At 63.1% G+C, this 25,357-nt stretch carries 17 protein-coding genes and 1 pseudogene; 10 read left to right on the top strand and 8 right to left on the bottom strand.

Annotated features, from left to right (window positions below):
* Positions 1–329 precede the first annotated feature (329 nt).
* The 5 genes from AT302_RS26995 (at position 330) to AT302_RS26975 (ending at position 5,236) form a co-directional block, all read left to right on the top strand.
* Positions 330–1,535, top strand: a complete 1,206-nt coding sequence (locus AT302_RS26995; protein WP_058376629.1) for a cation:proton antiporter — start codon at positions 330–332, stop codon at positions 1,533–1,535.
* Between the two features lie 3 nt (positions 1,536–1,538).
* A complete protein-coding gene (locus tag AT302_RS26990; protein ID WP_058376628.1) occupies positions 1,539–2,654 on the top strand; it encodes a YbdK family carboxylate-amine ligase in 1,116 nt (371 codons plus the stop codon).
* 585 nt (positions 2,655–3,239) lie between these two features.
* Positions 3,240–3,509, top strand: a complete 270-nt coding sequence (locus tag AT302_RS26985) for a hypothetical protein (RefSeq protein WP_058376627.1) — start codon at positions 3,240–3,242, stop codon at positions 3,507–3,509.
* A 473-nt stretch (positions 3,510–3,982) separates the two neighbouring features.
* The gene (locus AT302_RS26980) at positions 3,983–4,624 is read left to right on the top strand and encodes a MarR family winged helix-turn-helix transcriptional regulator (protein ID WP_058376626.1); all 642 of its coding nucleotides are present in this window, start codon (positions 3,983–3,985) and stop codon (positions 4,622–4,624) included.
* A 159-nt stretch (positions 4,625–4,783) separates the two neighbouring features.
* Entirely contained in the window at positions 4,784–5,236 is a 453-nt protein-coding gene (locus AT302_RS26975) for an SET domain-containing protein (protein ID WP_058376625.1), read from the top strand.
* Positions 5,237–5,366: 130 nt separating this feature from the next.
* On the opposite strand, the gene AT302_RS26970 is transcribed toward AT302_RS26975, so the two are convergent.
* Together AT302_RS26970 and phhA are read right to left on the bottom strand one after the other, a co-directional pair.
* Positions 5,367–5,672 carry a 4a-hydroxytetrahydrobiopterin dehydratase gene (locus tag AT302_RS26970; protein WP_058376624.1) on the bottom strand — a complete coding sequence of 102 codons (306 nt, stop codon included), beginning with the start codon at positions 5,670–5,672 and terminating at the stop codon, positions 5,367–5,369.
* Positions 5,673–5,884: 212 nt separating this feature from the next.
* On the bottom strand, positions 5,885–6,730 hold the full coding sequence (gene phhA, locus AT302_RS26965) for a phenylalanine 4-monooxygenase (protein ID WP_058376623.1): 846 nt from the start codon (positions 6,728–6,730) through the stop codon (positions 5,885–5,887).
* A 141-nt stretch (positions 6,731–6,871) separates the two neighbouring features.
* Here phhA and AT302_RS26960 point away from each other — a divergent pair, with 141 nt between their 5' ends.
* A complete protein-coding gene (locus AT302_RS26960) occupies positions 6,872–7,384 on the top strand; it encodes an Lrp/AsnC family transcriptional regulator (RefSeq protein ID WP_058376622.1) in 513 nt (170 codons plus the stop codon).
* Positions 7,385–7,486: 102 nt separating this feature from the next.
* On the opposite strand, the gene AT302_RS26955 is transcribed toward AT302_RS26960, so the two are convergent.
* A complete protein-coding gene (locus AT302_RS26955) occupies positions 7,487–8,002 on the bottom strand; it encodes an FUSC family protein (protein ID WP_058376621.1) in 516 nt (171 codons plus the stop codon).
* A 195-nt stretch (positions 8,003–8,197) separates the two neighbouring features.
* Between AT302_RS26955 and AT302_RS26950 the strand changes: the two genes are divergently transcribed.
* The 4 genes from AT302_RS26950 to AT302_RS26935 all read left to right on the top strand — a co-directional run bounded on the left by AT302_RS26950 (position 8,198) and on the right by AT302_RS26935 (position 18,566).
* Positions 8,198–14,242: an alpha-2-macroglobulin family protein gene (locus AT302_RS26950; protein ID WP_058376620.1), complete on the top strand. Its 6,045-nt coding sequence runs from the start codon at positions 8,198–8,200 to the stop codon at positions 14,240–14,242.
* 19 nt (positions 14,243–14,261) lie between these two features.
* Positions 14,262–15,059 (top strand): lysoplasmalogenase, encoded by a 798-nt coding sequence (locus AT302_RS26945; protein ID WP_064675012.1) that lies wholly within the window; start codon positions 14,262–14,264, stop codon positions 15,057–15,059.
* Positions 14,947–17,364 (top strand): penicillin-binding protein 1C, encoded by a 2,418-nt coding sequence (gene pbpC, locus AT302_RS26940; RefSeq protein WP_084656493.1) that lies wholly within the window; start codon positions 14,947–14,949, stop codon positions 17,362–17,364. Before AT302_RS26945 ends, pbpC begins: the two co-directional genes overlap by 113 nt.
* Before the next feature lie 230 nt (positions 17,365–17,594).
* Positions 17,595–18,566, top strand: a complete 972-nt coding sequence (locus AT302_RS26935; RefSeq protein ID WP_058376619.1) for a delta(1)-pyrroline-2-carboxylate reductase family protein — start codon at positions 17,595–17,597, stop codon at positions 18,564–18,566.
* 11 nt (positions 18,567–18,577) lie between these two features.
* On the opposite strand, the pseudogene AT302_RS26930 reads toward AT302_RS26935, so the two are convergent.
* The 5 genes and pseudogenes from AT302_RS26930 to AT302_RS26910 all read right to left on the bottom strand — a co-directional run.
* A pseudogene (locus AT302_RS26930) lies at positions 18,578–19,408 on the bottom strand (ATP-binding cassette domain-containing protein); the annotation flags it as partial.
* A gap of 102 nt (positions 19,409–19,510) precedes the next feature.
* Positions 19,511–20,626, bottom strand: a complete 1,116-nt coding sequence (locus tag AT302_RS26925; protein WP_058376617.1) for a FecCD family ABC transporter permease — start codon at positions 20,624–20,626, stop codon at positions 19,511–19,513.
* Positions 20,627–20,657: 31 nt separating this feature from the next.
* Positions 20,658–21,617 carry a heme/hemin ABC transporter substrate-binding protein gene (locus AT302_RS26920; protein WP_058379980.1) on the bottom strand — a complete coding sequence of 320 codons (960 nt, stop codon included), beginning with the start codon at positions 21,615–21,617 and terminating at the stop codon, positions 20,658–20,660.
* A gap of 29 nt (positions 21,618–21,646) precedes the next feature.
* On the bottom strand, positions 21,647–22,753 hold the full coding sequence (locus tag AT302_RS26915; protein ID WP_058376616.1) for a hemin-degrading factor: 1,107 nt from the start codon (positions 22,751–22,753) through the stop codon (positions 21,647–21,649).
* Positions 22,754–22,895: 142 nt separating this feature from the next.
* A complete protein-coding gene (locus tag AT302_RS26910) occupies positions 22,896–25,187 on the bottom strand; it encodes a TonB-dependent hemoglobin/transferrin/lactoferrin family receptor (RefSeq protein ID WP_058379979.1) in 2,292 nt (763 codons plus the stop codon).
* Positions 25,188–25,357 lie beyond the last annotated feature (170 nt).

The following is a 25,357-nucleotide window of genomic DNA, read 5'->3' as shown; positions in this document are numbered from 1 at the left end:
ATCTGACCCCCATAGAGTTCAAGGCCCGCCACGGGCGGAGGCGACGCGCTGCGCGCTTGCCTCCGGCACTTTTTGCCTTGCCGGCCGGGCGACCGCCCCGGAATCGGCCGGCCATCGTGTCTTCAGGAAGGGGGGAATGACGAAGTCCCGTCACAAGAGGCTTCCCGGGGTGCCGCGCCCCCTGACAGAGCCCTCCAAACCGAGTGTGGCAAAATGGGCCCAACCCTAAGGGTTCGTCGCGCATTTGTCCTTATTTCTGCAACCCCGCGCGCGACATTCTTTTCCTTTCCACCACTTGATGCGCCGTCAAGCGGCGCAAAGCGAGCAATATGACGTCGGAACTGTCCCTTTTCCCGGGCTGGCCGCCGGCGCCTGATCCCGTTTTCTTCGCTGGTCTGGCATTGGTATTTGCCGGTCTGGCAGGAGAAATCTGTTTCCGGAGACTGCGCCTGCCGCGCATCACCGGTTACGCGGTGGTCGGGCTGGTCGGCGGTACGTTGGGTCTCTCGTCGATGCTGGACGCGCAAACGAGCGCGGCCATCCGGCTGCTGATCGATCTGGCCCTTGGCCTGCTGCTGTTCGAACTCGGCAGCCGCCTGAATCTGAAATGGATGCGGGCCAACTCGTGGCTCATCGTCACGAGTGCACTTGAGGCGCTACTCACGCTCATCGCGGTCTACGCGGTGTTGCGGCTGTTCAACGTGGCGCCGCTCACATCGATGCTCATCGCGTCGATCAGCATGGCCACGTCGCCGGCCGTTGTCGTCCAGTTGAAGAACGAACTGCGCGCCGAAGGCCAGGTTACCGAGCGCCTGCTGGCGCTGGCGGCGCTGAACAGCATTTACGCGGTGGTGGCCGTCAAGCTGGTCTACGGCTGGATGCACCAGACGTACCACTCGAGCTTCTGGGTGGTGCTGTTCCATCCGCTGTACCTGCTGATCGGCTCGATCGTGCTGGCCTTCGTCCTCGCCAAGGCGTGCAACCTGGTCTTCCGGAAATTCGGCAGCCAGGATCATCATGCGTTCGTGATGCTGATCGGCCTGATCATGCTGATGGTCGCGCTGGTGCACATGCTCAAGCTGCCCAACTCGCTCACGCTGCTGCTTGCCGGGATCATTTTCCGGAATCTGGATGAGCGTCCGCAGCTTTGGCCGGCGTACTTCGGCACGGCCGGCTGGCTGCTCGCCGTGGTGTTGTTCGTGCTGACGTCGCTGGCATTCCAGTGGCAATACGTGATGATCGGCGGTCTGGCCGCGGCAGCGATCATCGTTGTGCGTCTGCTGGCAAAGGTGGTCGGGACGGTCGCCGTCGCCCATCCGGCCGGCATCAGCTACAAACAGGCCATCGCACTCGGGCTCGCACTCTGTCCGATGGCCAGTCTTGCGCTCGTACTCGTTGCCGACACGTACGACATCTACCCGCAGTTCGATCCGATGCTCAAGGCCGTGGTGATGTGCACCATCGCGTTGCTGCAACTGGTTGGGCCGCTGGTGGTCTATTGGGCATTGGCCCTCGTCGGTGAACGGAAGGATTAAGCCATGTCATTAGAAGAATTCATTCCCTCGAAGCCGTGCACCTTCGGTGTCGAGCTCGAGATGCAGATCGTCAATCGTCACGATTACGACCTGACCAAAGCTGCGTCGGACGTGATGCGGTTGGTGGCGAAGGAGACACATCCGGGTGAAATCAAACCGGAAATGACCGAAAGCATGATCGAGCTTTCGACCGATATCTGCCACCACCACAGCGACGCCGTCTCGCAACTGCGAAGGGTTCGCGACGTGCTGATCGGCGCGAGCGAACAGCTCAACGTCGGCTTGTGCGGTGGCGGCACCCACGCGTTTCAGCGCTGGAGCGAGCGCACGATCTACGACTCGCCGCGGTTTCATTTTCTCTCCGAGCTTTACGGCTATCTCGCCAAGCAGTTCACGGTCTTCGGTCAGCACGTGCACATCGGCTGTCCCGATCCGGATAGCGCCTTGTACCTGCTGCACGCGATGTCGCGTTATATCCCGCACTTTATTGCGCTGTCGGCCTCCTCGCCGTATGTGCAAGGTGTCGACACGGGCTTTCACTCGGCGCGGTTGAACTCGGTGTTCGCGTTTCCGCTGTCGGGCCGTGCGCCGTTCGTGCTCAAGTGGGAAGACTTCGAGACGTACTTCGACAAGATGGTCAAAACGGGCGTCGTCGAGAGCATGAAGGATTTCTACTGGGATATCCGTCCGAAACCGGGTTTTGGGACGATCGAAGTGCGGGTGATGGATACCCCCCTATCGGTCGATCGGGCGGCTGCCATCGCCTGCTACATCCAGTCTCTGGCCCGCTATCTGCTCGAGGAGCGCCCGTTCACGCTGAGCGAGGACGATTACCTGGTCTACACGTTCAACCGCTTCGAGGCCTGCCGTTTCGGTTTGGAAGGCGCTTACGTCGATCCGCAAAGCGGTGAGCGGACCACGCTGGGGCAGCACATCGCTCAGACGCTGGAGGTCATCAAGCCTCACGCAGCGGTGCTGGAAGCCGAAGCGGCGTGCGAACAGATCCGCCAGTTGGTGGCCTCGGGCATGAACGATGCTGTATGGCTGCGTCAGATCCACGCGGATGCGAAGTCGCTCAACGAGATGGTCCGTCAGCAGTGTCTGCGGTGGGCGTCGTGACGCGGTAGCCCTTCTGGAGCGCTTACCAGGGTGTCATGAAGCCTTGGTTCTGCGATCGGTGTAAAGAAACCCCGCCTTGGCGGGGTTTTTTATTGCCTGCATGGATTGTCAGGTGTGTCAGCCGCATCGCAAGCGCTGCGTTTTCCACTGTTCGTCCCTACCGGGTTTTCGGGCTTTTTGCGCCGCTCGTAGGATGCTTTTAAGGTTTTAATAGGTTTACTGTATGTATACATAGTAGTAGTTAACAAAGGCAGCCCACTGCTGTGGATAACCACAGTTAACGCCTTGTAAACATCAACTTGCCCGATTGAGAACTGGATGGACAAACAGCGGGTATCTGCAGAACAACTCTGAACAGTTTTTGCCCCCTGTGGAAAGATTCGCAAGTTATCCCGAACCCATGCACATGTACTCCGATAAGTTATCCATAAAGTTATCCACAGGCGCCTAAATATTGTGCAACGGACCCTCGGAAACACGGTTTTGTGGATAATTTTGACGTTCTCACTTCGTCGGTGAGGTTCGCGGCTACAATCTCGCCACTCCGTTTTTGTGACGTACCCCGCGTGTTGTCAGAAGTGATCGATGTTGGTTTTATTGGCTGTAACGCGCGAAATCGCGGTCGTCGTCCATTTCTTCACTTCGCATGTCAAAAAGGTGCTCTCACCGGACATGCCGATCAGCTCATTCCCCGAATTTTTCGCCGAACGGGTCGTTATGCGACTGAGGGTCGTCGTTCGTGTTTCAGAACATTTGCGTTCTGTCCGAAACGTACGCGCGCTTCGTATACGCCAGCGCATGCGCCAAAGCGAAGCGGATCTCTCGATATTCGAGGCATTTTTCCAGGGGACGTAACAGGGACGCCTGTCAAACAAAAAGCGTCGCTACGGCCTGCGAGCCAAGTCCGGCGTGGCTTTGCACGGATGCGTGCAATTGGTGCGGGGTGCGAGACAAGACGCGGCGTTACATCTATTGGCTTGGCGTGTGAATTCGCATGGGATGCGAAATGTTTTTGACGCTGTCACGATTCGCGCACCGAGTGAGCAGGACCCCAATATTTTGTAAACATCGCGCCTAGGATCTGGGAGATCAGTACAAGAACTGATACGCCAAAATTCGACTCAGAACACACAATGGAATCGTGGCGGGAAGGCAGGTTCAACAGCGACTTGCCGTCGCGTATCGACACGGAAGTGGGTCAGGGTTTCCCCCGGGCGGGGCGCCGAAATTGTTGGAAAGGCAAGGCAACTCGTGTGATGCACCGCCTGATAGTAAATTTGACAAGCTGTTTTACCGACGTATAGTTTTTAGAAATCCTAACGAAAATCATGGCTACTCCGACCCCACTAGATGAAGCGCTCTCCAAGCGCGTAACGGCAGGTTTGTTGCGCATGGGAACGGCGTTACGGAGCCACGCCTGGGAGGGCGCGGCATTGGCTGGATTGACGCCGACGCAGGGAGAGATTCTGACGCTCCTGCTCTCGCGTGGCGTGCCGATGCGATTAGGTGAGATTGCGGAAGATGCCGCACTCACATCGGCCACGGTCAGTGAGGCCGTGAGCACACTGGAATCCAAGGGACTGGTCGAGAAACGGCGCGATGCCAACGACGGCCGGGCACTGGCACTTCGACTGACTGCACGCGGCCGTACCGCCGCCAAGCGGGCGTCGCAGTGGCCGAACTTCCTGACGACAGCGGCCGACTCGCTGGGCGACAAGGAATGTGCCCAGCTCTATCGCGCGCTGCTCAAACTGGTCTTCACGATGCAAGAGCGCGGCGACATGCCGCCGCAGCGCATGTGTCTGACCTGCTCGCACTTCGAAGCGGCGCCGCGCGGCAAGGGCCAGTTCCATTGCAATCATTTCAATGCGACTTACGACGAATCGCGTATTCCTCTCGACTGCAATTCGCACGAGGACGCGGACATCGCCACACAGCGCAAGGTCTGGAAGCTCTACAGCAAGGCTTGAGCGACCGGGCATTCGTCGCAACGCCCAGGCGGCGCGAACGAGGGGGGAACGCCATCCGGCATGGGTGGCGTTTTTTTTCGTCGGGACTTGTCATGCACATGACCGGCGCGGCCCTGTACACTGCGCTCTTTTGTACCCACGAAACCTCGTCGCATATACATGTCAGCTAAGCGCAGAATCGAAGTCAGAAAATCCGGCGTCCACGGCAAGGGCGTATACGCGGTCAGGCGTCTCAAAAAAGGCGAACGCGTGATCGAGTACAAGGGCGAGGTCATTTCGTGGAAAGAAGCGTTGCGTCGTCATCCGCACGACCCGGCGCACCCCACGCATACGTTCTACTTCAGCCTGGAAGACGGGCGCTGCATCGACGGCAAAGTCGACGGCAACAACGCGCGCTGGATCAACCACTCGTGCGCGCCAAATTGTGAAGCGCGCGAAGAGGGCGAGCACGTACAGATCTACGCCATGCGCGAGATCGACGCCGGCGAAGAGCTTTTCTATGATTACGGATTAGTGATCGACGCGCGTTACACGGCCAAACTCAAGCGCGAGTACGCCTGCCATTGCGGCAGCAAACAGTGCCGTGGCACATTGCTCGCACCGAAGAACTGACGGGATATCGATCGGGATATCAACCCGCGGCATCGGTGCGGACCGGGCCCTCAGTGGCCGCGATACCGTCCGATGCTGGGTGAAAAGTGGAGAAGTGAGACGTCGTGATCCGGCTGAAATCCGGCTGAGATCAGGCCGAGGCGCGATCGCCCGCGAACTGATCGATGGCGAGCGCCAGATCGACGTCGCGCTGGGTAAGACCATCGGCATCGTGCGTCGAAAGCGTGATGTCGACCTTGTTGTAGACGTTGAACCACTCCGGATGGTGATTCATCTTTTCGGCCTTGAGCGCGACCTGCGCCATGAAGCCGAAAGCCTCATTGAAATCGTGAAACGTGAAGCTGCGCTGGATCGCGTCGCGTCCAACCACCTGGTGCCACTCGGGCAGCACTTCCGCCAGGCTGGCGCGCGTCTCGGATGAGAGTCGTGTTGTCATGGCATTCCTTTCAAAGCGTATTCAGTACCGTACGAATCGAATATCGAATCGACGCGCCTTTTGAGCCCGTCGAATGGCTATTGTTTCACAGGCAGATGTGACGTGCGCAAGTTCCGCCCGGAGGGGGCAGAACCCTCAGGCGGCGCGTAACAACATCGGGTAGCAACATCGGAAGCGGCCCGGTCTTGCTCAACATCGACCGGGCCGGCGCGTCATGCCGGCAGAATGATCTGCGTATCTTCCGGCAGGCGAGCGTTGGCGGCAAACGACGGCTCGGCCGCCAGCGCCTTGAACAGCGCGGGCAGGTCGGCGCGCATGGCGTCGAACAGTTGCGCAAAGTCGTCGATGACGAAGTAGGTTTGCTGGAACGTGTCGATGCGGTATTCGGTACGCAGTACCCGGTCAAGCGAGAAGCCGATGCGGTTCGGTTCGTTCGAGGTCAGCGAGAACTCGGTTTCGCCGCGGCTCGAGACGATGCCGGCACCGTAGATGCGCAGGCCGTCACCATCGCGCATCAGACCGAATTCGACCGTGTACCAGTACAGACGCGCCAGCAGCGGCAGTGCCCCGATTTCCTGCGCGACCTTGCCGGCCTGACCGTAGGCTTGCATGAAGTCGGCGAATACCGGATTGGCGAGCAGCGGCACGTGGCCGAACACATCGTGAAAGCAGTCAGGTTCTTGCAGGTAGTCGAGCTGGTCGGGGCGGCGCATCCACCACGTGGCGGGAAAGCGACGATTCGCCAGATGGTTGAAGAAGACGTCGTCCGGCACGAGACCGGGCACTGCCACCACTTGCCAGCCGGTGGACGCCATGAGCTTTTCGTTCAGACGGGCGAACTCCGGCACGCGGCGGGCGTCCATGTCGAGAGCGCGAATGCCGTCCATGAAGGCATCGCATACGCGGCCCGGCAGCATGGCGGTCTGGCGTTCGTAAAGTTGTTGCCACACCGCGTGATCAACGGCGCCGTATTGCTCGACGGGTTGATCGATGGTGAAGTCGGGCCGGGTCGTGAGACCGGCGTCGAATTGCTCTTGGAGCATGGCGGTGGTGGACATGATGCTTACGTCTCAATCAGGCAGTAACAATGATTGAAAGTGTAGTGCGCATGGCATGCGAAATGGGCGCATAATGCGCCTGTGGTGAAAGCCGTTTGCATAAAGTTCGCAAAAATAAGCGATTTATTGCGGAGAATCGTCATGGTTGATCTGGATAGCTACGATCTGTCCCTGTTGGAGTCCTTGCAGAAGGACGGACGGGCCACGCATCATGAGTTGGCCAAAGATGTGGCGCTCTCGGCGTCGCAGATCGGCCGGCGGCTTCAGCGGCTCGAAGCGGCGGGCATCATCGAGGGGTATCGGGTGGTGTTGCGCCCTGAGGTGTTGGGCCTTGGGGTGACGGCATTCACGACGCTGCGCCTCCAACATCACGGCGATCACGTCATCGAGCGTTTTCAGGCCGAGATCGATCTATTGCCTGAAGTGCTCGAATGCCATGCGGTGGTCGGCGAGGCCGATTACCTGTTACGCATCGTCGTGCCGGACCTCAATGCTTTGTCGGCCTTCGTGATGAAGCGCCTGATGCAGGTGCCGGGCGTCGAGAACGTGCGCTCGAATATCGTGTTGAGTGCCTTCAAGCGCAGCAACTCGCTGCCGCTGCACTATCTCGCACGCAGCACGGGTGTGCGTCGGGTGGTCGGCTCGGACGACTGATCGGGCTGGGCCAACCTGGCCCAACCTGGCCCGCTTCGCATCGACCGCCATAGTCGCCCGGCGCAGGCGCTTGTCTTCGGCTCCGGCCTTAGTCGCCCGGCATCAGTCACCCGGCATCAACCAGGGTTTGACGAAACGTCCGTAGATCAGCGACATGATGAGCGCGACGGTCGAACCGACCAGTACCTCGATCACGCGCAGCATCGCGAGGCTCAGCTCCTCGTGGAGCCCCTGTCCCTGACCGCTCAGCGCAGCGGACATCAGAATGACGACCGTGGCCGGCCCAAGCCGCCAGTTGGCCGGATAGTTCTGCACCAGCATCGCCGCGAGCGTGGCGATAGTAATTCCTACCAGCATGGCCGCCAATCCTGGCCCCATGACCAGCAAGACAATACACGCCACGATGGCCCCGCTGATCGTATTGATCGAGCGCGCCTTGAAGTTGCTGCGCGCCTGTAACGGGTCAGGCTCGGTCACGATGATGAGCGAAATCATCGCCCAATACGGCTCGGGAAAGCCGGCCGCCCGCAGGCCGAACCAGACGATCAGCGACCCGGCGAGAATCTTGACCAGATAGACCAGCGCATTCTTCTTCGGATGGAGAAAGGCGATGGACATGGGGGCAGTGGCGCGAAGACGGGAAGTTGGCAGTGTGACATAGGCCGCGTCCGTGGCCCACCGGCCGATTGTCCGAATCGCCGTGCTCTGGAATCCGAATTGCCATGAATACCTGCCGTTGTCACTGGGAAATGGTTCGAGATGCAAAAAGGTGCGGGGTAGAATCCGATGACCAGAAACCGGGAGGAGTCCGGCATGCTAAGCCGAACGCAACGAACGCAGCGAACGCAACGAGTCTGGCCGGCCGCGCCTTTGGCGCTGGCGGCACTGTGTCTAGGCGTCTTCGCGACGTCGCCCGCACACGCGGCGCGTGTGACGAGCGTGAGTCCGCAGGGCGAAGTCGCCAGCGTCGATCAGGTGGTCGTCAAATTCGACGAAGCGATCGTCCCGGCGGGAGATCCCCGGGCGCAGGCACCGGCAACCGTGCGCTGCTCCGACGCCAAACTCACCGGTGACGGTCATTGGCTCGAACCCAAAATTTGGGTGTACGACTTCAAGCAGTCACTGCCTCCCGGCGCGAAGTGTGCGGTAGAGCTGCGCAGCGGTTTATCCGCCGTCTCGGGCACGGCGGTGTACGGTACGACACGTTACGCGTTCAACACCGGCGGCCCTGCCGTGACGGGGATTCGCCCGTCGTATGGCCCCATCGACGAAAACCAGATCTTCGTCCTCACGCTCAATGGCGAGGCAGACCCCGCCAGCGTGCGTCAGAACGCATGGTGCGAGACCGAAGGTATTGGTGAGCGCATCGGTGTGAAGTGGATCGAGGGGGACGCGCGCACGGCGCTGCTCAAGCGGTTCAATCTGGATAAGCAGGCCTCTCGTGTGGTGATGCTGCAATGCAATCGCACGCTGGCCGCTGGCGCGAAGATGCATCTGGTCTGGGGCGCGGGCATCGCGACGCCGTCCGGCGTGGCGACGCGCAAGGCGCGCCCGTTCGAATATGAGGTGCGTGAACCCTTCACCGCCAGCTTCAGTTGCGAGCGCGAGAACGCCAATGCGCCGTGCACCCCATTGCGTCCGCTGCGACTGACGTTCAACTCGCCGGTCGCACGAGAGATGGCTGCCAAGCTGCGCGTTACCGGCGCGGGGGCAGAGCGCAGTCCGAAGATGGATGCCACGGATCGCTCGGCCAGTGTGACCGACGTGACGTTCGATGCACCGTTTCCCGAGAAAGCGGAACTGACCATTACGCTGCCGAAGGGCTTCGCCGATGACAGCGGACGTCCGCTGGCCAATGCCGGTGAGTTCCCGCTGCATACCAAGACGTCGACGATGCCGCCGCTGGCGAAGTTTGCCGCGGCGCCGTTCGGTATCGTCGAGCGTTTTGCTGAACCCGGTATGCCGCCGATGTTGCCCGTCACGTTGCGCAAGGTCGAACCGTCGTTGCAGATCAACGGTCTTGGCGTCGCGGGAGAAGCGGCCGCCAACGGGCGCACCTTGCAACTGCGCGTAGAGGACGACACGCAGGTGCTGGAGTGGCTGTCGCGAGTGCGCCGTTTCGACGAGACATGGATGACGCGCAAGCAGATTGCCGGAGACATGCCGTCGATCCTCACGGCGCCGGCCGCCAAGGACAGCTTCGGTCCGAACGCTGCCGCCATTGTCGAAAACAAGGTGACGCGTTACGACACGCGCAGCCTGTCGCTGCTCTCGGGCCTGCCGGGCGTGCAGGCCCTGACGTTGCCGGTGCCGAAGGAGAAAGACCCGCGTCCGTTCGAGGTCGTCGGTATCCCGTTCCAGAAACCGGGTTTCTACGTGGTGGAGCTCGCATCGCCTTCACTGGCGGCGGCGCTGCTGGGTAAAGCGGTGCCGATGTATGTGCGTACCACCGTGCTTGTGACCAACCTTGGTGTGCACTTCAAGATGGGCCGTGATAACGCTGTGGCTTGGGTGACGACGCTCGACAAAGGGCAGCCCGTGCCCAACGCCAGCGTGCGTGTGCTCGATTGCGACGGCAATGAAGTCGGCACTGCCGTGACCGACAAGACGGGTGTCGCGAAGATCGACAAGCCGTTCGAGAGCTACAAGTACTGCGAGAGGACCAGCCGGTCGGGCTACTTCGTCGTTGCTCGCACGAAGGGCGATGACCCCGACATGGCATTTGTTTCGTCGGACTGGAATCGCGGCATCGAGCCGTGGCGTTTCCACGTGCCGACCGATGGCGGCAGCAGCCCGACCGTGCGAGCACAAACGGTGTTCGACCGCATGTTGTTCCGTGTCGGCGAAACCGTCTCGATGAAGCACTTCATCCGTCAGGAAACGATGCAAGGCCTGTCGTTGCCCGGTGGCTTGCCGTCGCAACTGACCATCACGCATGAGGGATCGGGGCAGACCTATACGTTGCCCGTGACCTGGCGCAATGGCCGGCTGGCGGAGAACTCGTTCCAGATTCCGCAAGGCGCCAAGCTTGGCGAGTACTCGGTCTCGCTCGACTACGCCGATGGCGACAAGCGGCCACCGAATTACCCGGCGTCGCTCGATGCCGGTCGTTTCCGTGTCGAAGCCTTCCGCCTGCCGGTGTTGGCGGGCAGCATCGGCGTGCGCGACGCGGCGAAGTCGCCGCTCATCAACAAGACAGAAGCGCCATTAAATGTGCAGGTGAACTACGTGGCAGGTGGCCCGGCGGGGAATCTGCCGGTACGCGTGTCCGCGTTGTTGCGTCCGCGCGATCTCACGTTCGACGGATATGACGATTTCAGCTTCACGCCCTATCGTCCGCCGTCGGCACAGACGGGGGCGTCGGATGATGATGACCAGAATGGCGACGATGGCGCTGGGGCGAGCGACCAGAAGCTCGTCGCCGACAAGCAGCGGCTGGTGCTCGATCGCAATGGGGCGGGCAGTCTCACGCTCAAGGATCTGCCGAAGGTCGATCGGCCGAGCGATCTGGTGCTGGAAGCGAGCTTTGCCGATCCGAATGGCGAGATTCAGACGCTACGCGGCAACGGCACGCTGTGGCCCGCCAATCTGATTACGGGCGTGCGCAGTGAAAGCTGGGTGTCGGTGACCAACAAGCTGCCCGTAAAGGCGATCGCGCTGGATCTGCAAGGCAAGCCCAAGGCCGGCGTGGCGATGGATGTGCGTGCTGAGGCGCGCATTACCACCAGCAGTCGCAAGCGGATGGTGGGGGGCTTCTACGCCTATGACAACCGCACCGAGGTCAAGGATCTCGGGACCGTATGCAGCGGCAAGACTGACGATCGCGGGCTGCTGTCGTGCGATGTGTCGCTCACCCAGCCGGGCGAAATCACACTGGTCGCGCAGGCCAAGGACGACAAGAGCAATCTGAGCACGGCCACGACCAGCGTCTGGGTGACCGGACGCGGTGAAGTGTGGTTCGGCGGCGACAACACCGATCGCATGGATGTACTGCCTGAGCGCCGCAACTACGAGCCGGGTGAGACGGCCAAGTTGCAGGTGCGCATGCCGTTCCGTACGGCGACCGTACTCGTGTCGATCGAACGCGAGGGCGTGATCGAGACGCGCACGATGGAGATTTCAGGGAAGGAGCCGAACATCTCGCTGAAGGTCGATCCGTCGTGGGGCCCGAACGTCTATGTTTCGGTGCTGGCGGTGCGTGGACGCATTCACGAAGTGCCTTGGTATTCCTTCTTCCAGTGGGGCTGGAAACAGCCGCTCGAATGGTTCCGGGCGTTCTGGTACGAGGGACGCGAATATCAGGCGCCCACGGGGCTGGTCGATCTGGGCAAACCCGCGTATCGCTTCGGGGTGACGGAGCTTCGTGTGGGCACGGCTGGCCAGCGTCTTGGCGTCGAAGTGAAACCGGATGCGGCGACCTACCCGGTTCGCGGTCATGCCAAGGTGCGCATCAAGGTGACGCAGCCGGACGGCAAGCCGATGCCGGCGGGGTCTGAAGTGGCGCTCGCCGCCGTGGACGAGGCGCTGCTGGAGCTGGCGCCGAACACCAGCTGGAATCTGCTCGACGCCATGTGGCAGCGCCGCAGCTATAGCGTGACGACTGCCACGGCGCAGATGGAGATCATCGGCCGCAGACACTATGGCCGCAAGGCGGTGCCGGCCGGCGGTGGTGGCGGCAAGAGCCCGACGCGTGAGCTGTTCGACACATTGCTGCTGTGGCAGCCGCGCGTGGTACTCGACGACAAGGGCGAGGCGAGCGTCGATGTGCCGCTCAACGACGCGATATCGAGCTTCCGTATTGTGGCAATTGCCGACGACGGTAAACCGGGCGATTCGAGTGCCAAGGCGCTCGGCTGGTTCGGCACGGGCACGGCGACGATCCGCACCACGCAGGATTTGCAACTGATCTCGGGGCTGCCGCCGCTGGTGCGCGAGGGTGACAACTATCGCGCGCAATTCACGGTACGCAACACGACGCAGCACGCCATGCAGGTGCAATTGACCGCCCGTGCGACGCAACTCACGCTGGCACCGCAACGCATCGACGTGCCGGCGGGCGAATCGCGCGAAGTGGCGTGGGAAGTCACCGCGCCGACTGGGCTGGCGGATACCCGCGCGCAACGCGTGCTCTGGGAAGTCTCCGCACAGGCACCCGGTGTGAGTGGCGCGGCAGCGGCGAGCGATGCGATCAAGGTCGGCCAGGACATTCAGCCGGCATTGCCCGCGAGCGTTCAGCAGTCGGTTCTCACGCAAGTGGAGGGCAGCCTCACGTTGCCGATGGCGGCGCCTGCCGGTGCCGTGGCCGACAGCACAGGTAAGTTGCGAGGCGGCGTTCGCGTCAGCTTGCAGCCGCGACTGTCGCAAGGGTTGCCGGGGGTGAAACGCTGGTTCGAGTTGTATCCGTATGCGTGCCTCGAACAACAGGCGTCGAAGGCGCTGGGCTTGCGTGATGTCGCGCAGTGGAAGCGGGTGACCGGGACGTTGCCGTCGTATCTCGACGAAGACGGTCTGGCCAGTTACTTCCCGCCGCAGGAAGGTTTTGCCAATCAAGGCAGCGACACGCTGACGGCCTATCTGCTGGCGGTGAGCAATGAAGCCAAGGCACTCGACCCGGCGTACGCCATTCCGGATGATGCGCTTGCGCGCATGCAAGACGGGCTGGCGGCGTTTGTCGAAGGTCGCCTGACTCGCAAGTTCTGGGCACCGCGCGACGACCTGACGCTGCGTAAGCTCACGGCGATCGAAGCGCTGTCGCGTTATGGCCGCGCCAACGCTCGGATGCTGAGTTCGCTGACGATTGCGCCGAACGACTGGCCGACCTCGGCCGTCATCGATTGGTACGCGATTCTGCAACGCTTGCCCGATGTGCCGCAGCGCGCGGAGCAAATGGCGCAGGCCGAGCAGATTCTGCGGGCGCGGCTGTCGTATCAGGGCACGCGAGTGGGCTTCTCGACGCAGTCCAGCGACGGGCTCTGGTGGCTGATGGTGGGCCCGGAAACCAACGCGGCGCGACTGGCGCTGCTGATGAACGCAAACCCGGCATGGAAGGATGAAATGCCGCGTCTCGTCATCGGGTTGCTTGGCTTGCAGTCGCGCGGCGCGTGGTCGACGACCACGGCGAACGTGTGGGGTGGGCTGGCCGTGGATCGCTTCTCGGCACGTTTCGAACGCGACACGCCGACGGGCCAGACGGCGATCCAATGGCAGCGCGACAACCAGACGAGCGGTGGCGTGCAAACGGTCGACTGGGACAAGCTGAAAGCGGGCACGGTGCCGCCTGCGGTATCGCTGCCGTGGCTCGCGCAGGCTGCCACGGGCGCCGACAATGGCCGCGACGTGTTGCGTCTTGACCAGACCGGCGCGGGCAAACCGTGGGCGACGATCCAGAGTCTTGCGGCGGTACCGCTCAAGGCACCGTTCTCGGCCGGCTATCGGGTCACGCGCAGCGTGCAGGTGCAGGATGCGGCGGACAAATCGGGCGATAGCTATATGCGCGGTGCCGTGCTGCGTGTGCGTCTCGATATTGATGCGCAGGCGGATATGCGCTGGGTGGTGGTGAGCGATCCGCTGCCGGGCGGTGCAACGGTACTGGGTGGCGGGCTGGGCCGTGACTCCGCCATTGCGACACAGGGCGAGCGCAGCGAAGGCGCCATGCCGGCATTCGAAGAACGCGCGCAGGATGCTTACCGCGCGTACTACGACTATCTGCCGAAGGGCCAGCATCGCATCGAGTACACCGTGCGGTTGAACAACGTCGGCAAGTTTGCGACACCGCCGACGCGTGTCGAAGCGATGTACGAACCGGCCATGTATGGCGAGTCGCCCAACGCTGTGGTGCAGGTCATTCCGGCCAAATGAATCGGAGCTTGAGGGCGCAATGACGTCGAACTTCTTCCAGCCTGCGGCGGCGATGCCGCGCGAAGCACGGCGCTTCTGGTGGCTCGCGGCGGCCGCCGGGGCCGCCTATGCGGTGTCGTTGCGCGGTGCGCCGTATCCCGATCAGGCCGTCGCCAAGGTCTTCCTGTGTGTGATGTTGCTGTTCGCGGCGCTCTATCACCGGGAACACCGCGAGCGCGTGTGGTTGTGCGCGGCGTTGGTCTTCTCGGGGGCGGGGGATGTGCTGCTGGCATTGCCGGGAATGGCACAGGGCTTTGTGCTTGGACTCGGCGCGTTCCTGTTGGCGCATCTTGCTTACTTCGTTCTGTTCTGGCGCGTGCGACGCCGGTGGTCGCAAGTGCCCGCATGGCATCGGGTTGCGATTGTGCTGGTGTGGATCACGGCGGCGCTCGCCTACGTGATGTACTGGCCCGGTATGGGCGAATTGAAGGCCCCCGTGGCCTGTTACGTGATCGTACTGGCGATGATGGCATCGGCGGCGCTGCTCGCTGGTGTCGGGGGCGAATGGGCTGCCGTCGGTGCGCTGCTATTCACCGTTTCGGATGCGCTGATCGGCACCACCCGCTTCGTTGGCAGCGTGCCTGCACAGGAATACGCCATCTGGATTCTCTACGCGTTGGCGCAGTTGCTGCTCACGGCTGGAATCTTGGCCAAACGCCCGGGCAATGACGTACGCGCTTCTGGTGCAAACACCGGAAACGGCAGCAGCAGTGGACGCGCTGAAAGCGGTGAAAGTGGTGGCGGTGGTGGAAATAGTGGAGACGCTCGCAGTGCCTGATCTTCGTCGTCTGGCGGCGTCGGCCGTCGTCGCGCTCGCGCTGTGCACGCTACAGGCGGTGCAGCCCGCGCATGCTGTGCCGTCGTTCGATGAGGTGCGGCAGGATTGGCGCGCGTCCGACTGGATCTTGCTCGACCGACACGGGCAGCCGTTACAGCGTTTGCGTGCCGACATGCGCGCGCAACGTGGCGATTGGGTCACGCTGGCCGATGTATCGCCCGCGTTTCGACAGGCGTTGATCGTCTCCGAAGACAAGCGCTTCTACGAGCACAGTGGCGTCGACTGGCGGGGCGTTGCGGCGGCGGCGTGGGGCAATCTATGGCACTCACGAACGCGCGGTGCATCGACGCTGACGATGCAGTTGGCAGGTTTGCTCGACGACGATTTGCGGCCGAACACGCGCAATCGCTCGATGACGCAGAAGGTCGGTCAGGCCGCGACGGCGGTGTGGCTGGAACAACGCTGGCGCAAGGATCAGATTCTCGAAGCGTATCTGAATCTCGTGCCATTCCGGGGAGAACTGGTTGGGCTCTCGGCGGTGTCGCAGACGCTCTTCGGCAAGCTGCCGATCGGACTGGACGCACGCGAGTCCGCGATAGCCGTGGCGTTGTTGCGTGCACCGAATGCGCCAGCTGCACGGGTGTCGCAACGCGCGTGCGGCATTCTCCGCGATATGGCGCAGGGCGGTGCGGGAGGGGCGGCCAACGACTGCAACGGACTTGAGGGTTACACGCAACTTGTGTTCTCACGTCCTGCGGCCGTCATGACCACGCGCGACGCGGTTAATCTGGCACCGCATTTCGCACGCCGTGTGTTCGCTGCGAGCCGGCCACCGGCAGGAACGCGACTGACGAGTACGCTCGACGCGAATCTTCAACGCATGGCCGTCACCACGCTGCAACAGACGCTGCGTGAGCTTGGTGCGCCCGGGCGTTCGCGTAACGTGCAGGATGGTGCGCTGGTGGTCATCGACAACGCCAGTGGCGAGATTCTCGCGTGGGTCGGTTCGTCAGGCGCGCTCTCGGCGGCGGCACAGGTCGATGGGGTGACTTCGCTACGTCAGGCGGGTTCGACGCTCAAGCCTTTCCTGTACGCGCAGGCAATCGCTGAACAGCGGATCACGGCGGCGACGTTGCTCGACGATTCGCCGCTCGACTTGCCGACGGGTGGCGGTTTGTACATCCCGCAGAATTACGACCGCCACTTCAAGGGCTGGGTCAGCGCGCGCACGGCACTCGCGTCGTCGTTGAACGTGCCTGCGGTGCGCACGTTGGTGATGGTGACGCCGCGCCGTTTCGCGCAGACGCTGGTGTCGTTGGGTTTGCCGCTGACGCAAAGCGGCGACTACTACGGTTTTAGTCTTGCACTGGGTAGCGCCGACGTCACGCTACTCTCGCTGACGAATGCCTATCGCGCGTTGGCCAACAATGGCGTGGCGAGCGGCACGCAGGATCAGATGCCGCTGGTATCCCGCACCGGCACCGGCAAACTCGCTGCCAACGCCAACGCCAACGCCAACGCCAACGCCAACGCCAACGCCAACGCCAACGCCAACGTACGCACGTCCGTTTTCTCACCGCAGGTGAGTTTCATCGTGTCCGACATGCTCTCCGACCGGCAGGCGCGCACGCGCACGTTCGGGCTCGATAGTCCGCTCTCCACGCGCTACTGGACCGCCGTCAAAACCGGGACAAGCAAGGACATGCGCGACAACTGGGCAGTGGGCTATTCGCGCCGCTATACGGTCGGTGTCTGGGTGGGGAATGCGGACGGTGCGCCGATGTGGGACGTCTCCGGTGTCTCGGGGGCCGCACCGATCTGGCATCGCGTGATGGACTATCTGCACCGCCGCACGGCCAGCTTGCCACCAACGCCACCGGCGGGCGTGGAGCATGTCGCAGTGCAGTATGCCGAACACGTCGAACCCGCGCGCGAAGAGTGGTTTCTCGCGGGCACCGGGCAAAGCACCATTGCCTTGTCGTCGCTCGCATCGAAAGCGCCGGGCGGACCGCTGTGGCGCATTTCCGGTCCGGCCGACGGCACGATCGTCGCGCTCGACCCCGATATCCCCCCGGCCAACCAGCGTCTGTGGTTTCAGGTGGCTGCGGCATGGCCCAAGGGAGCGGCGTGGCGACTCGATGGCAAGCCGTTGAGTGGCAGTGCCCGCGTGAGTTGGTTGCCGTGGCCGGGACGTCATACGCTCGAACTCGTCGATGCGTCGGGCACGGTGCGCGATAGCGTTCGTTTCGAGGTACGCGGAGCGAGCGTGAATGACGGCAAGCGCATGCGCAATGCGAGTCGCTGAGCGCATGTGCGCTGCTCATGGATTACATGCGCCTGGAATCTGCTCGGGATGTGCTTATTCCGCCACAAGGATTGCCCTGATTAATTTTTGATGAAGCAGACGCGTCGACGCGATGCGCGCTACACTAAAAATCAGACATAGCAATGTTGGCAATACGTGACGCGATGTGTCGGTAGCGAGTCGAAACGCCATCGGACTGTGCGTACACGCCCTGTAGCGGAGACACATCGATGATCACGCTGGATGCGCGTCAAACTGCGCAGTTGCTACCCTATCCGCAATTGGCCGATGGTATCGAGGCCATGCTCATGGAGATGCGCTCGGGCACGGCGCGTGCGCCGGAGCGTCTGCATTTTCCCCTGACCGAACCTGAACGCGGCCGTCGCGGCGGTGTGCTGCTGGTCATGCCCGCCACCAATCGCGATGTTGCGATGACCAAGCACATCACGGTGCATCCCGAGAACTGTCGCGCGGGCAAGCCGTCGATCATCGGCGAAGTGATGGTGTTCGATCCGCACACCGGCGAGCGTCTGATGTTGCTCGACGGACCCACGGTGACCGGGCGCCGTACGGCAGCCGTCACACTGTTTGCCGCACGCAAGTTTGCGCCGCGACCGCAGGGCCCGGTGCTGATCGTCGGCGCGGGTGTGCAGGCGCGTGCGCATCTCGAAGCCTTTGCGGCCGGTATGGGCACCCGTCACTTCATGATTTTCTCGCGCAGCCCGGAGCGTGCGCATGCGTTGGCCGATCATGCCGCGACGCTTGGTGTGGAGGCGACGGTTGTTGATGCCATTGAGCCGGTGCTGAGTACGGTGAGCATCGTCATCACGGCCACCACGAGCAGCGAGCCGGTGTTGCCCGACAGTGATGCGATGCGGTGGCGAGACGACATTTTTGTCGCGGGTGTCGGTGCGTTCCGCCCCGACATGCGAGAACTGCCACCGCAGTTGTGCCGCGATGCCGCCGTGCGCGGCACGCTGGTGGTCGACACGTGGGAAGTCAAACACGAAGCTGGCGATTTGCTGCACGCCGCGATCGACTGGGGCCGTGCCGCACCGTTGATGGACGCCATCATCACCCCCGACCGTTTCCGCGCCAGCGGCCCGGTGCTGTTCAAGAGCGTGGGTTACGCGCTTTGGGATCTGGCCGCCGTGCTGTGCGCACGGGCCAATCTCAAAAAGGACGGCGTGCCGGAAGCTTGAGTGGCGATTGACTACGCCGGTAGCGCAATCGGCACGCCCGCCGCCCCCGCAGAGACATGAGAAAGGTGCGCGAGGTTGGGCGTAATCACATGCACCGGCAGACCGAGCGTCTGCTCGATCAGATCGGCGCGCATGATCTCGCGCGGCGTGCCTGTCGCAAGAATGCGGCCGTCGGCCAGCAGCGCCATCCGGTCGGCATGGCGCGCCGCGAGGTTGACGTCGTGCACGATCGCCATCGCACCGAATCCCCATGACTTCGCGAGCTCACGTGTGAGAGACAGCAAATGATGCTGATGCGCGAGGTCGAGCGCCGCCGTCGGCTCGTCGAGCAGCAGATAGCGTGGTACTGAAGCCGCCGTCTCCTTCGACGCACCCGAAGCACCCGAAGCATCCGAAGCATCCGAAGCATCCGATGGCCACAACTGCGCCAGCACCCGCGCGAACTGCACGCGTGCCCATTCGCCACCGGACAACGTCGTCACGTCGCGATGCAGCAAGGACCCCGCCCCTACGCGCTCCAGCGCCGCTGTTGCAATCTCCGTATCGCTCGCACCCCGTGCGTTGCCGCGTCGCGGTGTGGCGAACGGCAAACGTCCCATCGTCACGATTTCCAGCGCGCTGAACGGAAACGACAACTGCGCCGTTTGCGGCAACACAGCGCGCAACCGAGCCAGCGCTGCCGTGGTGTATTGCGCGAGATGCGCGCCATTGAGCGTAATGGCGCCAGACACGCGCGCACGCGGCGACATTGGCTCACCGGCGAGCGCCTTGAGCAACGTGCTCTTGCCTGCGCCATTGCGTCCAAGCAAGACCAGCAATTCGCCGGGACGGATATCGAGCGACAGGCCGTCGAGCACGGGCGAATCGGTGTGGGCAATGGTCAGATCGTGGGCGCTAAGCATATTGAATTCCTGTCGGGTGTCGTTGCACGTTTCGGTCCCGTTCTACAGCCCGAACTGGCCACGGCGTCGCCACAGCAGCATGAGGAAGAAGGGCGCCCCCAGCAGCGCCGTCAGAATGCCGAGCGGCAATTCGGCCGGTGAGACCCACGTGCGCGCCACCAGATCGGCGAGCAGCGTCAGAATCGCGCCGAACAGCGCCGCCGCCGGCAACACCGCACGCGGATCGGGACCGACCACCAAGCGCACGATATGCGGCGCGATCAGGCCGATGAAGCCGATCATCCCGCTCGACGCCACCAGCGCGCCAACGCACAATGCACACGCCACCATCACGCGACGCTTCACCGACTGCACGGCCACACCCAAGTGCAAGGCTTCCGCTTCGCCGAGCAGCAGCGCATTGAGCGAGCGGCACTGGCTCGCCAGCACGATGATGCCCAACGCCACCGGCCACACGATCACGGCCAGCATCGACCATTGCGCACCGCCCAGACTGCCGAGCGTCCAGAACGTGAGCGTGCGCAGTTGTGTGTCGTTAGCGAGATACGTCAGCAAGCCGATGGCGGCGCCGGAGATCGCATTGATCGCAATCCCAGCGAGCAACAACAATGGCAACGCGAGACGCCCCCGTCCGGCCGCAAGCCGGTAGACAAGTGCGGTGACACCGAGCGCACCGACGAACGCCGCCAGCGGCAGCATCCAGAGACCGAGGGACGCGGCGAGCGCGGCAGGCAACAACACGCCGCCCATCACGATGACCCCGGCGGCACCCAGCGCCGCACCGCTCGCCACACCGATCAGACCGGGATCGGCAAGCGGGTTGCGAAAGAGTGCCTGCAACGCCGCACCCGCTGCGCCGAACCCGGCACCCACGAGGATGCCGAGCACGATGCGCGGCAGACGGATCTGCAACATCACGCTGCGCGCCTGATCCTGCGCAAAATCGCCACTGGCGCCGCGAAACAGCGCCATGATGGCCTCGCTGGGGGCAATCCGATACGCGCCGCCACATAGCGCCGTGAGCACCGCCAGCGCAAGCAGTGTGACGAGTACCGTCATCACCAGCCAACGCGGTGGACGTCGGCGAGCGATGCCGGTCGCAGGTTGCGTGAGGGTGTTGAGCGTATTGGTTGTGTTGATCGGGGGAGCGGCTGACATGTCTTTGTTCAATAGCGGACCAATAGCAGCTTTACGCCGCGTGCACGCGCTGCGCCAGTTCGGCAACCGCTTGCGGCAGGCGCGGGCCGAAACCGAGCAAATAGAGCGCGTCGAAGCTCACGACACGTTTGGCACGTCCGGCAGGCGTATTCGCCAGCCCGGGGTGTGCCAGCAGCGTGGCGGCAGGATCGACACTGGACGGACCGGTCGTGGTGGTCAGCAGCACGTCGGGCTGTGCCGCGACGGCAGCTTCTGCCGTCAGCGGGCGATACCCCGTGAAACCGCTCAACGCATTCTCGGCACCGGCGAAGGCGAGCATCGCGTCGGCGGCGGTATCTTGCCCCGCGACCATCACCTGATTGCCGGTGTGACCCAAGATGAACAACACACGCGGGCGACGTTGCTTGCCATAGCGTTGGGCGATCTCGTCGCGTGCCTTCTGCCAGTCCGCCATGAAGCGATTGGCCACGCGCGCACCGTCGTCATTCACGCGCAACGCGGTGGCGACATCACGAATGTTGTCGCGCACCAGTTCGGCGGTGTAGCCGTGCGTGAAGCGTTTCACCGGTACGCCGGCCGCCGCAATTTGCGTCAGCACATTCGGCGGTCCGGCTTCCGCACCGGCGAGCAGCAGATCGGGATGCAACGACAGCACGCCCTCAGCCGAGAGCGTGCGCAGATAACCGATCTTGGGCAGCTTGGTCGCGGCTTCGGGGTACAGGCTCGTCAGGTCGTTGGCGACCACGCGGTCCTGCGCGCCGAGTGCGTAGACGATCTCCGTCAGCGCGCCGCCTGCGACGATGACCCGCTTCGGGCCAGCGGCGTTGGCGGGCACGGCGGCCGTTGCCGCCCGCGCCGAAGCGATCATGGAGAAGGGCGAGAGCCATGCGCCCGCTGCAAGGGCGGCACCGCCCGCGAGCAGGGCACGCCGGGCAGGCTTGGCCGGCACGCGTGCCGCAGTAATCGATGACGTGCCCGATGACGTGTCCATGACGGCCTCACGTGCGTCGAATGTCGTTTTCACGCGGTGGCTCCAGCGGCGGCCACACGACCCAGCGTCTCGCGCCAGTCTTCGCGTTCGGCCTGACCCGGTTTGCGTTCGCCGAAGAACATGGCGATCACCATGCCCGACGCGTCGAGCAGTTCCAGCGACGACACGATGCCGTCGGAGGTCGGCTTGCGCACGATCCATGCGGTGTCGACGAGGTCTTCGCGCAGGTGCAGGTTGAAGCCCGGGTCGAGTACGTTGACCCACGGGCCCATCACGCGGATGTTCTTCACCGGGCCGGTGTGAATCTGGATCATGCCGGCGTTGCCGACGAAGACCATGATCGGCAGATCGGTGCCGGCGGCATCTTCGAGCAGCGCGCGCACCGACGACGCGGGAATGCTTTGTGCGTGATCGGCGGGTGCCAGACGCAGGGCCTGTGCGCGCGACACGCCGTGACGGCGGAGCATGTCGAAGAACTGGTGCGTATCGGTCATGGCGAGCCAATCGCGCTGGAACGCGGCGACGTCGATGTCGGCGTCGGGCGTCTCGGCTTTCGGGGCGTCGGCGGCAACCACGTGTTCGCCGGGCGTCTGATCGTCAGCGCGGAATTTGGCGACGAGGGCTTCGAATGCGGCCACGTCGCTGTGATCGCGCAGGAACATCTTGTGCACGGCCGTGCCGGTCTTGTCGAAGAATTGCAGCGAGCGGCGCGGACCGTTGTCAGTCGGCGTTTCCACGGCGTAGCCGAAGGCCCACTGGTGATAGAAGATGCGCAGATCGAGTTCCTTGCCGAGGCCGAGACCGATGGTGCCGTTGTGCGAGAGCTTCTCGTACGGGCCGTCTTTCTCGTGCACGGCAGCGTTGTTGCGCGTGAGCGCCATCACTCGGCCCAGCGTGGGCAGGGCTTCGACAATTTCGATGAAGTCCGGGCGCAGGCGCACGACGTGTTCGCCGACAAACGCGGCGACCGTCTCGCCTTCCGACACGCCGAGCGCCGCCGCAGCGTCGCGATCGCGCAGGTTCTGCTCGGATTTCAGGCGTTGGAATTCGCTGCGCAGACGGGTGACGTCGGCGAGGGCGGGAAAGACCGGCTTGGTGGCGGAGGCGGTCGCGGAGGCGTTTTGAGCGTTCATCATGGCAAATTCCTTTGTTGCGGTAGCTTGCTGGCAGGTGGCTGGCACGTGCCCGCACGGCGGCGGGCACATCGTCTGACTGGGTCTGACTTATCTGACTAATCGGATCTCGCGAAAAATCTCGTCAAACTGACGATTCGATCGGTCAGTACTGCAATTTCAGGCTCACAGCCACGCTGCGGCCCGGTGCCGAATACGCGTCCTTCACGTTCGACGTTTCGGCGATGTTGCGCACGTCCGACCAGTTCCAGTACTTGCGGTCGAACACGTTGTAGACGCCCGCATAAACCGTGGCGTGCTTGTTGATGTGATATCCACCCGACAGGTCGAGCACGATCGACGACCCCGGCGCCCAGCAGGTCTGGTTTTGCTGCATACCCGACGTGCAGGTCTTGGCGATCTGGCTTTGCGACTTGGCGGCCTGGAAGAGCAGGTCGGCTTGCGCGAACCACGTGCTGTTCGGTTCATAGCGCACGCCGAGCACCATCGAGAACGGGTTGATGGTGTTGAGCGGCTGGCTGCTCGAGCCTTCGTCCTCGGTGGTGCCGTGCGTGTAGGCCATCGCCGTACGCAGCGTTACACCGCCCTTGAGCGCCCACGTGGCACGGCCTTCCCAGCCCTGAATGCGGGCGCGGCTGAAGTTCACGTACTGATAGATGAGCGGATCGTTCGGGCGGCCCGAGCCGCTGATGTTCTGCTGCGAGATGAAGTTGCGATAGTTGCCGGCAAACACGGCGGTGCTATACGTGACTGGCCCCAACGTGGTGGCCAGACGCCCGCGCAGACCCAGCTCGACCGTGTCGCTCGTTTCCGGTTTCAGGTTCGGGTTGGCGATCGACATGTAGCCGTACAGCGGGTTCGAGAAACCGTTGTTGACCTGATCGGGGGTCGGCGTGCGGAAGCCGCGTGCGTACTGCACATACGGAATCAGCGACGGGGCGATTTCATACATGATTGCCAGACGCGGCGAGAACGCCGAGTCGTTCGACGAGGTCGGCGCAACCGGCTTACCGTTAGCCGATTGCGAGACGTACAACGGGTCGTTCTGTTTCGGCGAGAGCCAGTACGCGTCGTAGCGGATGCCCGGCGTGACGGTCAGTGCGCCGTAACGGATTTCGTCCTGCAAGAACGCGCCGAAGAGGGTGTAGTCGGTATCCGGGAACGCCTTGTTCGGGAACGATTCACCAGCACCCGGCACGGTGCCGTTGCGATAGCTCGTGATGAACGCGCTGCTGGCATCGGTGCCGTACACCAGTTTGTGCGCGAGCGGGCCGGTCGCGAAGTTGCTCTCGGCTTGCAGTGAACCGCCGATGGTGCGCTCCTTGTACGTGTTGTCGCGCGTGCGGGCACCCGCCGTGCGATTTTCATACGCGTACTGGTTGTTCTTCGCATCCTGGAAGTACAGCAACGCGTGAGCGTTCTGCACATACGCTTGCGATGCGTCGTTGAAGTCGTAGTCGAGGCTGACACGATTACGTTCGAGACGATCGCTGGTGGCTAGACCCAGCGTCGTGGGCGGGTTCACCGCCGACAACACCTGCGTGTCCACACGGCGGCGCACGTTCTCCGCCGTGAGCTTGAAGGTGGAGCTCGGCGTGGCCTTGAACACGAGCTTGCCCAGCACCGAGTCGCCATTGCTGTCCTGCGGATTGGCGGTCGTGCGTGCCGTGCTGGCGGAGTTGTTGGTGCCCTTGCTGTCGAGCTCGTGCCCCTTGTTGCCGTCGATGATCACCATGCCCTGCCACTGCTCGCCGCCCCAGGCGGCTTGAGCGGTGGTGCCGAAGCTGCGGTCCATCGAGTTGTAGTACGGGCGCAGCGAGAAGTAAGTCGACTTGCCGAAAGTGTCGAGCAGGTCCTGCGGGTCTTTGGTCAGGAAGTTGACCACGCCGGTCAGACCGTCGCTGCCGTAGAGGGACGACGCCGGGCCGCGCAGAATTTCGATGCGGCGCAGGATGTCCATGCTCATGTAGTCGCCGCGACCCGCTTCGAGCGGGCCGAACGAGTAGCCGGACGGCATGCGGATGCCGTCTTCGAAAAGGGCGACGCGGTTGCCTTCGAGACCTCGGATGTTGATGCTGGAATTGCCGTCACGCCCGCCGCCCAATGCCGCGGAACCGGGGCGATAGGGCGCGCGGCGCACGGTGACGCCGGGCTCGTAGCGCAACGCTTCCTTGATGTCTTGCGCCTGCTGCTCTTCGAGATCCTGATCGGTGATGACCGAGATCGAGGCCGGTGTGCGGTCCGATTCGGTGCGCGTGCGCGTGGCCGTGACGTTCACCTCTCTGAGGTTGGCCTCGGCGAGCTGCAACGGTGCCTTGGGTGATGCCTGCGCGAGCTGGACGGCCGGGACGGATTGGGCCGCCGTGCCTGTCGCAGCCGTCGTTTCGACCTGAGCCTGAGCCTGCGCCGGTGCCTGCTGCGCATACGCGGCAGTCATTCCGGCGGTGAGCCCGGCAGGCAGCCAGACAGCGGCAAACACCGCACGCACCAGCGGACGCAGACGCCGGTGGTTCTCACGAGCGCGTTCGCTACGCGAGTCTTCGATACGGTTGCCGGCGATGCGGCTGGCACGAATCGAAGGGTTGGCGCCGTTTCCCCGGCGCGTGG

The organism is Pandoraea norimbergensis (genome assembly GCF_001465545.3).
Classification (GTDB): Bacteria; Pseudomonadota; Gammaproteobacteria; order Burkholderiales; family Burkholderiaceae; genus Pandoraea; species Pandoraea norimbergensis.
This window is presented reverse-complemented; position numbering and strand designations above follow the sequence as displayed.

Excerpts from the sequence above, each read along its gene's own strand:
- AT302_RS26995 (WP_058376629.1), top strand. The coding sequence starts at position 330 with ATGACGTCGGAACTGTCCCTTTTCCCGGGCTGGCCGCCGGCGCCTGAT.
- AT302_RS26990 (WP_058376628.1), top strand. The coding sequence starts at position 1,539 with ATGTCATTAGAAGAATTCATTCCCTCGAAGCCGTGCACCTTCGGTGTC.
- AT302_RS26985 (WP_058376627.1), top strand. The coding sequence starts at position 3,240 with ATGTTGGTTTTATTGGCTGTAACGCGCGAAATCGCGGTCGTCGTCCAT.
- AT302_RS26980 (WP_058376626.1), top strand. The coding sequence starts at position 3,983 with ATGGCTACTCCGACCCCACTAGATGAAGCGCTCTCCAAGCGCGTAACG.
- AT302_RS26975 (WP_058376625.1), top strand. The coding sequence starts at position 4,784 with ATGTCAGCTAAGCGCAGAATCGAAGTCAGAAAATCCGGCGTCCACGGC.
- AT302_RS26970 (WP_058376624.1), bottom strand. The coding sequence starts at position 5,672 with ATGACAACACGACTCTCATCCGAGACGCGCGCCAGCCTGGCGGAAGTG.
- phhA (WP_058376623.1), bottom strand. The coding sequence starts at position 6,730 with ATGTCCACCACCGCCATGCTCCAAGAGCAATTCGACGCCGGTCTCACG.
- AT302_RS26960 (WP_058376622.1), top strand. The coding sequence starts at position 6,872 with ATGGTTGATCTGGATAGCTACGATCTGTCCCTGTTGGAGTCCTTGCAG.
- AT302_RS26955 (WP_058376621.1), bottom strand. The coding sequence starts at position 8,002 with ATGTCCATCGCCTTTCTCCATCCGAAGAAGAATGCGCTGGTCTATCTG.
- AT302_RS26950 (WP_058376620.1), top strand. The coding sequence starts at position 8,198 with ATGCTAAGCCGAACGCAACGAACGCAGCGAACGCAACGAGTCTGGCCG.
- AT302_RS26945 (WP_064675012.1), top strand. The coding sequence starts at position 14,262 with ATGACGTCGAACTTCTTCCAGCCTGCGGCGGCGATGCCGCGCGAAGCA.
- pbpC (WP_084656493.1), top strand. The coding sequence starts at position 14,947 with ATGACGTACGCGCTTCTGGTGCAAACACCGGAAACGGCAGCAGCAGTG.
- AT302_RS26935 (WP_058376619.1), top strand. The coding sequence starts at position 17,595 with ATGATCACGCTGGATGCGCGTCAAACTGCGCAGTTGCTACCCTATCCG.
- AT302_RS26925 (WP_058376617.1), bottom strand. The coding sequence starts at position 20,626 with ATGTCAGCCGCTCCCCCGATCAACACAACCAATACGCTCAACACCCTC.
- AT302_RS26920 (WP_058379980.1), bottom strand. The coding sequence starts at position 21,617 with ATGGACACGTCATCGGGCACGTCATCGATTACTGCGGCACGCGTGCCG.
- AT302_RS26915 (WP_058376616.1), bottom strand. The coding sequence starts at position 22,753 with ATGATGAACGCTCAAAACGCCTCCGCGACCGCCTCCGCCACCAAGCCG.
- AT302_RS26910 (WP_058379979.1), bottom strand. The coding sequence starts at position 25,187 with ATGACTGCCGCGTATGCGCAGCAGGCACCGGCGCAGGCTCAGGCTCAG.